The 12,761-nt window shown below is 72.1% G+C and carries 13 protein-coding genes; 6 read left to right on the top strand and 7 right to left on the bottom strand.

From position 1 onward, the window contains the following. Positions 1-133: 133 nt before the first annotated feature. A complete protein-coding gene (locus EDD90_RS22315) occupies positions 134-928 on the top strand; it encodes a class II aldolase/adducin family protein (RefSeq protein ID WP_123974730.1) in 795 nt (264 codons plus the stop codon). Here the strand turns inward: EDD90_RS22315 and EDD90_RS22310 are convergent. Then, complete coding sequence (locus EDD90_RS22310; protein WP_123974729.1) at positions 925-1,812, bottom strand: DUF4429 domain-containing protein; 888 nt, start codon at positions 1,810-1,812, stop codon at positions 925-927. The two genes, EDD90_RS22315 and EDD90_RS22310, sit on opposite strands and share 4 nt — an antisense overlap. 191 nt (positions 1,813-2,003) lie before the next feature. Here EDD90_RS22310 and EDD90_RS22305 point away from each other — a divergent pair, with 191 nt between their 5' ends. Continuing rightward, positions 2,004-3,281 (top strand): hypothetical protein, encoded by a 1,278-nt coding sequence (locus EDD90_RS22305; protein WP_123974728.1) that lies wholly within the window; start codon positions 2,004-2,006, stop codon positions 3,279-3,281. A 252-nt stretch (positions 3,282-3,533) separates the two neighbouring features. Further along, positions 3,534-4,073 (top strand): DoxX family protein, encoded by a 540-nt coding sequence (locus EDD90_RS22300; protein WP_123974727.1) that lies wholly within the window; start codon positions 3,534-3,536, stop codon positions 4,071-4,073. Here EDD90_RS22300 and EDD90_RS22295 read toward each other — a convergent pair. Further along, positions 4,070-4,279 carry a hypothetical protein gene (locus tag EDD90_RS22295; RefSeq protein ID WP_123974726.1) on the bottom strand — a complete coding sequence of 70 codons (210 nt, stop codon included), beginning with the start codon at positions 4,277-4,279 and terminating at the stop codon, positions 4,070-4,072. The genes EDD90_RS22300 and EDD90_RS22295 overlap by 4 nt on opposite strands. Then, positions 4,266-5,687 carry a PspC domain-containing protein gene (locus tag EDD90_RS22290; protein WP_123974725.1) on the bottom strand — a complete coding sequence of 474 codons (1,422 nt, stop codon included), beginning with the start codon at positions 5,685-5,687 and terminating at the stop codon, positions 4,266-4,268. Before EDD90_RS22290 ends, EDD90_RS22295 begins: the two co-directional genes overlap by 14 nt. A 343-nt stretch (positions 5,688-6,030) precedes the next feature. Between EDD90_RS22290 and EDD90_RS22285 the strand changes: the two genes are divergently transcribed. Both EDD90_RS22285 and EDD90_RS22280 read left to right on the top strand, forming a co-directional pair. Next, positions 6,031-7,359 carry an ATP-binding protein gene (locus EDD90_RS22285; protein ID WP_185149185.1) on the top strand — a complete coding sequence of 443 codons (1,329 nt, stop codon included), beginning with the start codon at positions 6,031-6,033 and terminating at the stop codon, positions 7,357-7,359. Further along, a complete protein-coding gene (locus tag EDD90_RS22280; protein WP_123974723.1) occupies positions 7,356-8,069 on the top strand; it encodes a response regulator transcription factor in 714 nt (237 codons plus the stop codon). Before EDD90_RS22285 ends, EDD90_RS22280 begins: the two co-directional genes overlap by 4 nt. A gap of 69 nt (positions 8,070-8,138) precedes the next feature. Here the strand turns inward: EDD90_RS22280 and EDD90_RS22275 are convergent, their stop codons facing one another. Beyond that, complete coding sequence (locus EDD90_RS22275) at positions 8,139-9,197, bottom strand: NlpC/P60 family protein (RefSeq protein ID WP_123981491.1); 1,059 nt, start codon at positions 9,195-9,197, stop codon at positions 8,139-8,141. A 471-nt stretch (positions 9,198-9,668) separates the two neighbouring features. Here EDD90_RS22275 and EDD90_RS22270 point away from each other — a divergent pair, with 471 nt between their 5' ends. Further along, complete coding sequence (locus EDD90_RS22270) at positions 9,669-10,022, top strand: hypothetical protein (RefSeq protein ID WP_123974722.1); 354 nt, start codon at positions 9,669-9,671, stop codon at positions 10,020-10,022. Between the two features lie 3 nt (positions 10,023-10,025). Here EDD90_RS22270 and EDD90_RS22265 read toward each other — a convergent pair whose 3' ends face one another. The 3 genes from EDD90_RS22265 to EDD90_RS22255 all read right to left on the bottom strand — a co-directional run bounded on the left by EDD90_RS22265 (position 10,026) and on the right by EDD90_RS22255 (position 12,590). Beyond that, a complete protein-coding gene (locus tag EDD90_RS22265; RefSeq protein WP_123974721.1) occupies positions 10,026-10,994 on the bottom strand; it encodes a tellurite resistance/C4-dicarboxylate transporter family protein in 969 nt (322 codons plus the stop codon). 211 nt (positions 10,995-11,205) lie between these two features. Then, positions 11,206-11,832, bottom strand: a complete 627-nt coding sequence (locus EDD90_RS22260) for a PQQ-binding-like beta-propeller repeat protein (RefSeq protein WP_185149184.1) — start codon at positions 11,830-11,832, stop codon at positions 11,206-11,208. Continuing rightward, on the bottom strand, positions 11,739-12,590 hold the full coding sequence (locus tag EDD90_RS22255) for a PQQ-binding-like beta-propeller repeat protein (protein WP_123974719.1): 852 nt from the start codon (positions 12,588-12,590) through the stop codon (positions 11,739-11,741). The genes EDD90_RS22260 and EDD90_RS22255 overlap by 94 nt, the downstream gene beginning before the upstream one ends. Positions 12,591-12,761 lie beyond the last annotated feature (171 nt).

Below are 12,761 nucleotides of genomic sequence, written 5' to 3'. Positions count from 1 at the left end.
CAGTCTGGTGTTGATACCCGACATCTTCTGTCGTGATTTGCTCGCGGGCGTCATCTTTATAGAACAGCTCTGTTTTCCTGCACTGACCGGCGGTAACTTCCGCCCGTAACACACACCCAGTGCAGGAGGACCTATGCACGGGCCGACTCCGCCCCTGCCGCTGCCCACCGACCAGCTCCAGTTCGCGATGCCGCCGATGTACGACTCGCTCGACGACGAGCGTCGGCATCGCAAGGAGCGGCTCGCGGGCGCGCTGCGGATCTTCGGCCGGGCCGGACTCGAGGACGGGGTGTCCGGACACATCACCGCGCGCGACCCCGAGTACTCGAACTGTTTCTGGGTCAACCCGTTCGGCATGCCGTTCAAGCACGTCACCGTCAGCGACCTCGTCCTGGCCAACCAGGACGGCCAGGTGATCGAGGGCCGCTACCACGTCAACCAGGCAGCCTTCACCGTCCACGCCCAGGTCCACGCGGCCCGCCCGGACGTCGTCGCCGTCGCCCACTGCCACTCCGTGCACGGCCGCGCCCTGTCCGCCCTCGGCGACCTCCTCGACCCGATCAGCCAGGAGAGCTGCGCCTTCTACGAGGACCACGCCCTCTACGACACCTACAGCGGCGTCGCCGTCGATGCCGAGGAGGGCCGCCGTATCGCGACCGCTCTCGGCTCCCGCAAGGCGCTGGTGCTGCGCAACCACGGGCTGCTCACCGTCGGCGACTCGGTGGACGCGGCGGCCTGGTGGTTCCTGTCGATGGAACGGTCCGCACAGGTCCAGCTGACCGCGAAGGCGGCCGGCCGGCCGCTGCTCATCGACCACAAGATGGCCGTCGCCACCCGTGAACAACTCGGCGGCGACCTGGTGGCCTGGATCAACTACCAGCCCCTGTGGCAGGACATCAGCCGCAGCGAACCGGATCTGCTGAGCTAGAAGCTCCGCAGCACGGCCGCCTTCGTCATCGCGAACTCCTCGTCCGTGAGCACCCCGCCCCGGTGCAGCTCGCCCAGCTCCCGCAGCCTGCGCAGCAGCACGTCGTGATGGTCGGCCGGCTGACGGGGCACGGTCGCCGTGGCCCGGTCCCGGCCGGCGTACTCCGCGCCCGGCCGGGCCGACGGATGCGGCAGCCGCGCCGTGACCGCCGTCGCGACCAACGCCGTCAGCAGGTCGCGGCGGACGCTGCCCCACAGGTCGAGGGCGTACGGATCGCGCTCGGCCGGCACCTTCGAGAACACCGCCTCCCGGGTCACGAACCGCAGGAAACCGTCCTCGTAGCCGGAGTTGGGCAGCCACTCCACCTGCACCAGATCGCCGACGCCGATGACCCGCGGCCCGGTCGCCCGCTTGACCCGGTCCGAGGTGTCGGCCCAGTCGATGCGCACCTGCGTACCGTCGAAGGACACCGTGCCGTCCGAGGACCGCACCGACACCGGCACCGGCGGTCCCGGCAGCAGGTACCCCTTCGTCGGCTCCTTCGGGATCTGCTCCAGCAGCAGCGACTGCCGGATCTCCGCCGCGACGTACTCGGCCACCCCGGACCGGTTCGTGTCCACCGTCAGCCGATACGGATCCGCCCCCTCCGGCAGCCGCCCGCCCGTCGCCTGCAGCAAGGGGTCCGCGCCCTCGCGCAGCCGCATCCTGAGCCGCCCCCGCTTGCGCTCCGGCTCGTACACCACCCCCGACACCGCCTCCAGCGGCACCGTGATCTCCCCGTACGTCTGCCGGAACAGCGGTACGGAGCGATGGCGTCCCGGCGTGATCCGGACCGTGCTGCCGTCGAAGGCCCAGGTCCCGTCCCGCTGGATGATCTCGGCCATGGAGAAATTCTCGCAGCCGGGTCAACACGGTGGCCGCAGCCTTCACCCGTCCTGACCAACCTGCCGAACGCGAACGACGTGGCGTAGGGCACAATTCGCTCTCGACACAGGGGAGTTGCGCGGCGTCGTCGGGCCCGGAGAGAACCGGCCCGCGGCCGTGCCTCGGGGCGTGGGGAAGGCGGGCGTCGGGCGTGGCGGTGCAGGAGGCGAGGCAGGGCGCCGGTTCGGGTGCCCACGGGGGCGGGTGCGCATGCGGGGACTGCCCGCACGGGGCACGCGAAGGGCACCGGCGGGCGGTCGCCGAATTCCTCCTCAAACGTGACGAATTCGCGGCCGGGCAGGGGCTGCCCGCGGCGGTGGCCCACTCGCCCTCCGCCTCCCGCCAGTGGATCTCCGAGGAACTGACCCAGTCCGCCGAGGTCGTCGCCGAGCGCGGCCGCGTCGAGGGCGAGGCCTGGCTCGCCCGCCTCTGGCTGCGCACCGCGTACACCGTCTGGGCAACCGTCGTGATCATGCTTCTCGCCCAGTCCCTCACCGCGATCGGTGCGGGCTGGACCAGTGCCCGCACCGCCGGACTGCTCGCCGCGCTGCTCATGGCCCTCGCGCTCACCGCCGCCTCCTGGTTCCACCGCTCGCGCGGCGGGGTGCTCGCGCCGGTCATCGGCGAGGACAACCGCATGTCCACCTCCCGCACCGTCGCCGCCTCCTGGGTCCTCTTCGTCGCCTACGCCGTTCTCGTCCTCGCCGGCCGCCTGGCCGCCGCCTCCTCTCCCGCCGAACGTGACTCCCTGATCTCCGGCCTCGACCTCGCCCGCGGCGCCGGTGTGGTGACCGTCCTCGCTGTGGTCTGCGGCATCGCCGTCCTGGTGCGCCGGGTGGTCGGGCTGCGCATCCTCGGCCAGCGCCTGCAGAAGGTGCGCGCCCACCGCCCCCGCGCGTCCGACCTGCTCACCGACGACTCCGGCCGGGGCACCTTCGCCGACATCCAGTACGTCGTGATCAGCGCCGTCGCCCTGGTCTTCGCCGCCGTCCGCCTCGCCCGCCGCCCCGACCAGCTCCCCGACCTGCCCTGGGGGCTCGCGACGGTGGTGCTGATCTCCACCGCGACCTACCTCGCCGGCAAGTACGCCGACGGCGGCCGCCCGGTGATCCTCTCCGTCGTCCGCGCTCGCGAGGCCGGTGATCTGGACGCCCCGATCCGCACCGGCGACGACATCGAGATCCGCGGCACCGGCTTCGTCCCGCCCGGCGCCCAGACCGCCGACCGCCTCTCCCGCATGGTCGTCCGCGTCGGCGCGGTCAACGTCCACGTCCCCCTGGTCCCCGTCACCGGCGGTTTCAGCAACCCCACGGACAGCGTCCTCACCGTCCCCGTACCGGCCGACGTGGAGCCCGGCTGGGTGGAGATCCAGCTGGTGACGGCCGCGGGAGTGGCCACCAACCGGTGCGCGATCGAGGTGACGGAGTGAGCGGACCGCTGGGCGAGTGAAGTGACGGGTCGTCCGCTTCCGCCCGCAACTCTTCGGAGGGTCTTCCGGACCACCGTCGACCGGACCGGGCTCACATCCGACCCTCCCCACCCTCCTTTCTCAGCCGTCCCGGGTGGCGAGGACCGGCCGAAATTCGGAAAAACGTCCGGGAGAGGATTGAGCAGTGGCCGGTTGTCGTACGTATGGTCTGTTGAGGGGCCTGGGTACAGCGGCGAGAGGCGGCTACTGGCGATGACTCACAGCATTCGTACGGACACGCAATCCCCTTATCTCGACGGCGACCGCGGTCTGCGGGACACCGCCACCCGATACGCCCTCCTTCCCTTGCGGATCTTCCTCGGCGTCACCTTCATCTACGCCGGCCTGGACAAACTCACCGACAGCGCCTTCCTGAAATCGGGCGGCTCCGGATCCATCGGCGACACCATGCGCGCGGTCCGTGATTCCTCGGCCATCCCGGCTCTGGTCGACCTGGCCCTGAAGAACCCTGTCGGCTTCGGCACCGCGATCGCCATCGGAGAGCTCGCCGTCGGCCTGGGTACCCTCTTCGGCCTGCTGGCCCGCCTGGCCGCGCTCGGCGGCGCGCTGATCTCGCTCAGCCTCTGGCTGACGGTGAGCTGGGCCAATTCCCCGTACTACTACGGCAACGACCTCGCCTACCTGATGGCCTGGCTGCCCCTGGTCCTCGCCGGAGCCCCCTACCTCTCCCTGGACGCGATGCTCCGCGCCCGACGCCGACACCGGTCCGCGCGAGCTTCACTGGGTCTCTAGCTTTTGGGGGCGCGGCCGCGCCTGCGTATCGCCCGGGCCAGGGCCGCGGTCACGCCTGCCAGGAAAAGGCCGGCCACCATCACGGGGGCGGCCGCGAACGACTCGATGTGCCACCAGGCGGCCGCGTCACCGGCATAGGCGATGCCCGTCGCCGTCAGGAAGACGCCGACGACCAGCCGTCCGGGCTGGAACTCATGCCGCAGCACGGGTCACCTCCACCTGTCCCGCGCCGACCTGGAGATCCAGGTCGAGCGTGCCCGCGTTCTTCGTGCCGCTCGTCGGCGACAGTGTCACGTCCTTGTGCCTGCCCGGCTCCACGTCCACGTCCTTCCTGTCGTCACCGGGCAACTGGATGTCGCCCACCCCCACGTCGATGCTCATCCGCACGGTCACGTCCGCCGGCACCACGATCTCCAGCCGGCCCGCGCCCACCTCGGCCGCCGTCGACACCGTCTGCCCGGCGGCGACACGTATGTGCGTCAGGTCCAGCGTGGCCACGCCCGTCCCGAGGTCGTACGCCGGCGACACCTCCGCCGCCGTGGCCGGTGTCCAGGACGTGCGCGTCCAGTGGGTGGTGATGTCGGACGGCATCGCCGACGCCCCCGCGAGCAGCGCCGCCGTGACCAGCGCCAGGAACAGCGAGCCGGCCCCGGTGCGTCCCAGGAACGAGCTGACCGCCACACCCAGGCCGAACACGACCAGCGCGCAGGCCAGACCCGTCTGCAGGCTGGTGCCCAGCGGGTGTGTGTCCCATGTCAGACCCGTGCCCAGGCCGCCCGCCAGCAGAGCCAGCAGGAAGATCCAGCCGCCGATCCAGCGCGGTCCGCGCGGCTTCGGGGGCGCGCTGCGCCGGGCGCGCATGTCCTGGCCGTGGACCCACGGGGTGCTCAGCCGGAAGTCGAGGCCGGGAGCATCCGGGCCGCGGGTGCCGGAGGGGCCCCACAGATAGCCGGTGCCCCCGACATGCGTGCCGTCCTTGACGATCGGGTCGCGCCACCACGAGGGGAAAGAGACCGGGATCGGTGGTGCCTGGGCCTCGGGCGGGGCATCGGCGACGGCCTGGGCTGCCAGCGGATCGGGGTCGGGGGCGCCGCGATGCCGCGACCAGTACCCCGCACCGGCCAGCAGGAGGGAGAGGACGACGGCGAACGCCAGCACCTGGCCGTTCCTGATCATCGTCAGCAGCACCCCGCAGCCGACCAGCGCGAACAGCACGGCCGCCAGGGCCTGCCCGTCGACCCGGCCGGTCAGCAGCTTGCGGACCTCGTTCTCCTCTCTGTCCTCGTACGGCACGAAGAGCCAGGCGAAGCCGTAGAAGAGGAGACCGATGCCGCCGGTCGCGGCCAGTACGGACAGGGTGATTCGGAAGATCACGGGGTCCAGGTCGGTGTGGCGGCCGAGTCCCGCGCACACGCCCGCGATCATCTTGTGCCGACGATCGCGCCGGAACCGCGGGGGCGCCTCGTCGACCGCGCCGGCGGCGGCGCCGGTGGCTTCGGCCCCCGCTGTCGCCTCCGCCGCGGCGGGCGCGGCATCCGACGGCCCGGTGCCCGGGGCGGGCCGCGGGCCGGTGCCGGGTCCCGGACCCGTCGCGGCGTGCTCGTGATCAGTCATGAGTCAATGGTGACGGCCGCGCCGCCACAGCGGCAGTCGGGATGACCCTGGCCGAACCCTGAAATCGGCCCCGACCCCGGAGCGGGAAGCGTTCGAACCGGACCTCGACGACGAGAACCGACGACCCCACGGCGGGTGGAGGGGACGGGGCGTGCCGCGGTGAAGGGGGGCGGATGCGCTGCGGGTGAAGCGGGGCGGGCGTGCCGGGGGTGAAAGGGGCGGACGCGCCGCGGGTGAAGGGTCGGGCGTGCCGAGGGTGAAGGGGGACGGATGTGTCGTGGGGCGAAGGGACGGGTGCCGCGGGGAAATCCGAAGATCAGGGGAGTCTCGGGGGCCGACCCTGATGCCCGGGGACTTCGGGCGTGTGAACATCGATGGCATGCCGGAAGCCGCAGCAGTGCCCCTCGACGACCCGCGGCCGCCGCGCAAGCTCTACCGCAGCAGCGACGGCCGCTGGCTCGGCGGAGTGGCGCGGGGCCTCGCCGGGCATCTCGGCCTGCCCGTGGTCTGGGTGCGGCTCGTCTTCGTCGGCCTGTTCATGGCCAACGGGCTCGGAGCGCTGCTGTACGCCGCGTTCTGGTTCTTCGTGCCCCTCGGCGTCGGCGGGGTCGGCGGCCAGAAGCCGCCCTCCCTGGTCGCCACCGAGACCTCGGCGGACGGCCGCCGCAGACTCGTCGCCCGGAAACCGGACCGGGGGCAGATCGTCGCGCTGCTCCTCATGGTCGTCGTGTCCATGGTGTTCGTGGGCAGCGTCAACCTGACCAGCGGCGCCAAGGCCTACCTTCTTCCCGCGGTCCTGGTCGCCGCCGGTGTCGCCCTCGTCTGGCGCCAGGCGGACAACGCCCGCCGGGCCCGCTGGGTCGAGGTGGGCAGCCGACGCCGTACGCTCACCCTGCTGCGCGCCGGCTTCGGCGTGCTGCTCGTCACCGCGGGCGTCTCGGGCGTCTTCGTCATGCAGGGCTCCGCCGCGCATATCGGCGCGGTGCTGCAGGCCGCGCTCGCCGTGGTCGTCGGCATCACGCTGCTCGCCGGGCCGTACCTGGTCCGTATGACCCAGGACCTCTCCGAGGAGCGGCTGATGCGCATCCGGGCCCAGGAGCGCGCCGAGGTCGCCGCCCATGTCCACGACTCCGTGCTGCACACCCTGACCCTGATCCAGCGCAACGCGGAGAACGCGAACGAGGTGCGGCGCCTGGCCCGCGCCCAGGAGCGCGACCTGCGCACCTGGCTCTACAAACCCGAGGGCACCGGCAAGGACGAGGCCGACGAGCCCACCACCCTCGCCGAGGCGGTCCGGCGCAACGCCGCCGAGGTGGAGGACAAGCACGGTGTCCCCATCGAGGTCGTGGTGGTCGGCGACTGCCCGCTCGACGAGGGGACGGGCGCGCAGATGCAGGCCGCGCGCGAGGCGATGGTCAACGCCGCCAAGTACGGTGGCGAGGGCGGCGCGGTCCAGGTCTACGCCGAAGTCGAGGGCAGGACGGTCTTCGTGTCCGTGCGCGACCGCGGTCCCGGCTTCGACCTCGACTCGATACCCGTCGACCGCATGGGCGTCAGAGAATCGATCATCGGGCGCATGGAGCGCAACGGCGGCACGGCACGGCTGCGGTCCGTACCGGGCGGCGGCACGGAGGTCGAGCTGGAGATGGAGAGGGCGGAGAAGACGTCATGAGCGACGCGACCGAGGCGAACGGCCCGGCGGAGGGCGTGGAGACGGCCGGGCGTCGGGTGCGGGTGGTCCTCGTCGACGACCACCGGATGTTCCGTACGGGCGTCCAGGCCGAGATCGGCCAGACCGAGCAGACCGGTGTCGAGGTGGTCGGCGAGGCCGCCGATGTCGACCAGGCGGTCACGGTGATCACCGCGACCCGGCCCGAGGTGGTCCTCCTCGATGTGCACCTGCCGGGCGGCGGCGGGGTCGAAGTGCTGCGCCGGTGCGCCCCGTTGATGTCGGACGCCGAACAGCCGGTGCGCTTCCTCGCGCTGTCCGTGTCGGACGCGGCGGAGGACGTGATCGGTGTGATCCGCGGCGGCGCCCGCGGCTACGTCACCAAGACGATCACCGGCACCGACCTGGTCGACTCGATCTTCCGGGTCCAGGAGGGCGACGCGGTCTTCTCCCCGAGGCTCGCCGGGTTCGTCCTGGACGCCTTCGCCTCCACCGACGCCCCGCCGGTCGACGAGGACCTGGACCGCCTCACCCAGCGCGAGCGCGAGGTCCTGCGTCTCATCGCGCGCGGCTACGCCTACAAGGAGATCGCCAAACAGCTCTTCATCTCCGTGAAGACGGTCGAGTCCCATGTGTCGGCGGTGCTGCGGAAGCTGCAGCTGTCCAACCGCCACGAGCTGACCCGCTGGGCGACCGCCCGCCGCCTGGTCTGAGAAGGGGGAGGGGAAACGGAGGACGGGGGACGGCAGGGCCCGGCGGGCGCGGGAGGGGTCGGCCGGGGCTCACACCACCCGCGTCGCCCCCGCGAACGGCATCTCGTCGATGGGCGCGATCCGTACCGGTGCCGAGGGGTTCGGGGCGTGGATCATCTGGCCGTTGCCGATGTAGATGCCGACGTGGCTGATGCCCGAGTAGAAGAACACCAGGTCGCCCGGCTGGAGTTCGGAGCGGGAGACGCGGCGGCCGGCGTTGATCTGGGCATAGGTGGTGCGGGGGATGGACACACCGGCGGAGCGGTAGGCGGCCTGGGCCAGGCCCGAGCAGTCGAAGGCGTTCGGGCCTGTCGCGCCCCAGATGTAGGGGCTGCCGAGCTTCGAGTAGGCGTAGGAGACGGCGGCCGCGGCACGGGAGTCGGGCGCGGCGACGCTGCCCGGGCCCAGGATGTCGCGGCCGTCCGAGCCCGAACGGGAGGCACGGGAGGAGACGGCGTCCGCCGTGACCGCCGCCTGCTGCTGCGGCGACAACCGGTCCAGCAGCCGCCGGGCCTCGCCCAGCTTGCCGTTGATGGTGTTCTTCTGCCGGTTCAGCTCGGCCTGCCGGGACCGCAGCGAGGCCAGCTCGACATGCGCCGCGCCACGCAACCGCTCGATCTCCCGCAGCTGTCCGCGCACCCGCATCACCGCGCCGGCCTGCCGGTCACCGACCCGCTCGGCGAACGCCGCGTCGTCCAGGTACCGGTCGGGATCGCTGGACAGCGCCAGCTGCCACGCCGGATCGATACCGCCGTCCCGGTACTGCGCGGCCGCTGTCGCCCCGAGGGCGTCCCGAGCGGAGTTGAGCTTCTCCTGCTTCCGGGCGGCCTCGTCCTGCAGCGACTTCAGCCGCCGCTGGGCCGCGTCGGCCTTGTCCTTCGCGCCGTCGTACTTCTGGGTGGCCGTCTCGGCCTCCTGGTACAGCTGGTCCACCTTGGCCTTCACCTGCGCCGGCGTCAGCTGCGGTTCGGCCTGGCCGGTCCCTTCGAAGGCCGTCGCGGTGGCCGCGCCCGCCAGGGCGAGGGTTGCGGCCGTGCGGGCCGTATTGCCGCCGAGCGAGCGCTGTCGAGGCTTGCGGTGCGCTGCCACCTGGACCGTCACGTCCTTTCGTACGACCGCCGTGTCGTCCGTACGAACGCCAGGGGGAGCACACGTACGGCCGCGGGGGAGCGGATTGCGCGTCCGGCGGCGGCCCGCACAGGGGGAGCGGACCGCCGCCGGACTTTCTCGGCGGTGGTGTCCGACTGCCGCCCCTGGCCCGGGCGGCGGTGGGGAGTCGGTCACCTGGGGGAGGACGCTAGGCCCGGCTGCGTCAGGTTGGTAACGCGATGCACGGAATTGGTGTGACCGGATCGTTACCTGACGTTATGTGACCGGGATTCCGATCCGGAGCCGTCGGCTTCGCGAGGCGTGCTGACCGAAGCGGCGGTTCCGAGGCGCGCCGGGAGTGCGGGGTGCTATGGGGTGCATATATGCGGTGCCCCGGAGGCGCGTGGCGGCGGACGCGGAAGGAGGGGCTGGTGCCCGGCGCCCCAGGGAGCGTGATTAGGCTCCGCAACCATGGACGTACTCATCCATCTCTTCGTCGGCCTGCACATCATCGGCATCGCCGCGCTCCTCGGCGGCTTCCTCACCCAGATGAAGGCGATGGGCCAGGGCACGGCCCGGTTCGTCCCCGGGATGCTGCACGGCGCGTTCACCATGCTCGCTACGGGTGTGATCCTGGTCGGCCTCAACGAGGCGAACGGCCATCACGTCAACACCATCAAGATCGGCGTGAAGCTCGCGCTGCTCATCGTGATCCTCGGGCTCGTCTACGTGAAACGGGACGACGAGAAGGTCGAGAAGGGCGCCTTCGGTCTGGTGGGCCTGCTGACCATGGTGAACATCTTCATCGCCGTGCTGTGGACGTGACGGTCAGGGAGTCTTCCTGAGCGCGCCGCGGGCCGTCGCCACCGCGCCCGCGGCCACCGCCAGCCACGCCAGTACCGCGATCCACACCAGCAGCCGCCCCGGCCACTTCAGCCACGGGATACCGACGGCGGCCTCGACCGACAGCGTCGCCGCCGCCGTCATCCCCATCGGGAACACCGTCGCCCAGCGGCGCACGTCGTACCGCAGCCGGGGCCGCGCCACCTCCGCGGCCAGCAGGACGATGTACCAGACCAGGTCCAGGACCAGCAGCGCCACCGTCACCGTGCGCAGGACGCCCTGGTCGTCGTTGTTCCACAGGTAGAGCCGCGCGCTGTCGGCGGCCAGCAGCTTCGCCCCGGCCAGCGCAGAGATCGCGAGCGCGCCGCCCGCGATCCACTGGTCGCCGGGCCCCTCGGTGACCTGCTGCCACTCGAACCGGGGCACGGCGAGCCCGTACATCGACAGCCCCAGCCAGAACAGCACCAGCGCCAGGTGCGCGAGCCATGCCGTGGCCAGGGCCGCCGCCAGCACCGCGCCGAGCACGGTGAGCCCCTGCGTGGCCACACAGCCCAGGAACACGGCGCCCGGCATCCTCTCCTTCCAGTGCCGCACGGCGAGGACGAGCAACGGCGGCCACAGCACCGCCGACAGCGCCAGCAGGGCCTCGGCCAGGGGCTGCCGGCCGAGCAGCGAGAACCGCGTCCCCAGCACCGTCGTGGCCGCAACGGCGGTGAGCGCGCCCGGTGTCTTCGCCTCGGTCAGCCAGTGGCGGCGGTCGAGTACCAGCTCCGCGACGAAGTCGGCCGCCAGCGCCGCCCACGCCAGGCAGGCCAGCAGCAGCATGACCCGGGACAGGGTCTCCGCCCCCGCCTGGTGCAACCCCACCGACACGATGCCGGTGGCCATCACAGCGGCCCCGGCCGCCGGCGGACGCTGCACCCACCAGGCGCGGAGGGGTGACATGCCGGACATGATCCCGATGCTAAGGAGCACGGGCCGGGGCGCGGGTGGGGCACGCGCGCGTGCGCACGAAATGCGCGCGGGCGCGGGACGGACGCGTGGGCGCGGGGCGTCCGGGCGTGGTGGGGTGGAGGCGGGTGTGAGGGAGCGGAGGGGCGCAGGGGGAGCGGAGGGGGCGGAGTGGGCGCCGCAGCTCCCTTGATCACAGCCCCGGCCGCCGGCGTCAGATGTGAATCGCGTACAGGAAATCGTCCGCGCTGCCTACGTACACGGTTCCGTCAGCCACCACGGGCGTCGAATGCACCTCCCCGCCGGTCTCCAGCCGCCAGCGTTCCTCGCCCGTGGCGGCGTCCAGCGCCAGCAGGCTGCGGTAAGTGGTCTGGTACACGACGCCGTGGGCCACGGCCGGGGTGAGATGACCGGCGCCCGGGGCCGGCACCCGCCAGCGCACTGTGCCGCCGACCGGGCCGGGGCCTGCCGGAGTCCGCACGAGGTGGGCGGATGCGGCGCGGTGGTCCTCGGCGGGTGCTTCGCCCGGCCGGTGGGCGCGCACGGCGTAGAGGTGCTCGTCGAGGCTGTCGACGTACACCGTGCCGCCGCTCACCAGGGGCGTGGAGTGCACGGGTCCGGTGGTCCTGACCTTCCACCGCGCCGCGCCCGTGGCCGCGTCCACCGCCCACAGGCGTCCGTCGTGGCTTCCCGCGTACACCGTGCCGTCGGCGACCGCCGGCGTCGCGTGGATCTCGCCCCGGGTCTTCAGCCGCGGCCGGTCTCGGCGTCCACCGCGATCAGGTACCAGCCGTGGACACCGGCGACCGCGATGCCCTCGGCCACCGCCGGGCTCGCCCACACCGTCCCGCCGGGGGACGTCCGCCAGCGTTGCTCACCCGTCGCCGAGTCCAGCGCGACCAGGCCTTCGCGGTTGGCCACGTACACGCTTCCGTCGGCGACCGTCGGAGTCTGCTGAACGCCCCCGTGGGGGAAGACGTCCCACCGCCTGCTCCCGGTGGCCGTGTCCAGGGCCAGCAGATGCCCGCCGTCGGCCGCGTACAGGACACCGTGGGCCACGGTCGGCGGATTCAGGACCGTGCCCTGGTCAGCCACCCTGACGTCCCACACCGGTCGGCCGGTGACCCCGTCGACCGCCCACATCCTGGTGTGGTGTGCGGCGTACACGATGCCGTCCGCCACCGTCGGCATCGACATCTTCGAACGGCGCGATCTCCACTTCCAGCGCACGTCGCCGGTCGCGGCGTCCACCGCCGTCAGATAGCCGGCCGTGTCGGCGAAGTACACGACGCCGGCATCGGCCACTGGCGACGATGCGATCCCGGAGTCGCTTCGCAGTGTCCAACGCCGTTCCCCGGTGCCGGCGTCGACGGCCACCAGATCGAAGAAGTCCTGGAGGACGTAGACGGCACCGTCGGCCATCGCCGACGTGTGGTGGAGCACGCCCCCGCCAGGCACCCTCCACAGCGTCCTGTCATCGACATCGATACCGGCCGTCGCGTTCCCCTCCCCACGCCCTCTTCGCCCTGTCGCGTTCGCCTGATGCCCTGCGGGCCACCGACCACACCGCGCAACCCGGCGAGCCGTGCATCGAACCATGACATGTCGCGTTTGAGCGGCGCATCCGTGGAACCACCTAGTCCCACAGCCCGTTGGCCGCGCCCGGCCTCGCACACTCGGTTCCGGCTGCGGCTGTCCGTGTGTGTGAGGGGGAGCAGTCCCGGTGGGCTCCGGCCGGTGTTCACCGCGCAGCGTTGCGGCCGCCCCCGT

The organism is Streptomyces sp. Ag109_O5-1 (genome assembly GCF_003814875.1).
GTDB classification, from domain to species: Bacteria; Actinomycetota; Actinomycetes; order Streptomycetales; family Streptomycetaceae; genus Streptomyces; species Streptomyces sasae.
Note: the sequence above shows the minus strand (reverse complement) of the source record. Positions and strands in the feature narration are given on the sequence as shown.

What these genes read in the sequence shown, in the direction of transcription:
- EDD90_RS22315 (WP_123974730.1), top strand. Translation starts at nt 134, where the DNA reads ATGCACGGGCCGACTCCGCCCCTGCCGCTGCCCACCGACCAGCTCCAG.
- EDD90_RS22310 (WP_123974729.1), bottom strand. Translation starts at nt 1,812, where the DNA reads ATGGCCGAGATCATCCAGCGGGACGGGACCTGGGCCTTCGACGGCAGC.
- EDD90_RS22300 (WP_123974727.1), top strand. Translation starts at nt 3,534, where the DNA reads ATGACTCACAGCATTCGTACGGACACGCAATCCCCTTATCTCGACGGC.
- EDD90_RS22290 (WP_123974725.1), bottom strand. Translation starts at nt 5,687, where the DNA reads ATGACTGATCACGAGCACGCCGCGACGGGTCCGGGACCCGGCACCGGC.
- EDD90_RS22285 (WP_185149185.1), top strand. Translation starts at nt 6,031, where the DNA reads ATGCCCGGGGACTTCGGGCGTGTGAACATCGATGGCATGCCGGAAGCC.
- EDD90_RS22280 (WP_123974723.1), top strand. Translation starts at nt 7,356, where the DNA reads ATGAGCGACGCGACCGAGGCGAACGGCCCGGCGGAGGGCGTGGAGACG.
- EDD90_RS22270 (WP_123974722.1), top strand. Translation starts at nt 9,669, where the DNA reads ATGGACGTACTCATCCATCTCTTCGTCGGCCTGCACATCATCGGCATC.
- EDD90_RS22265 (WP_123974721.1), bottom strand. Translation starts at nt 10,994, where the DNA reads ATGTCCGGCATGTCACCCCTCCGCGCCTGGTGGGTGCAGCGTCCGCCG.
- EDD90_RS22255 (WP_123974719.1), bottom strand. Translation starts at nt 12,590, where the DNA reads ATGGTTCGATGCACGGCTCGCCGGGTTGCGCGGTGTGGTCGGTGGCCC.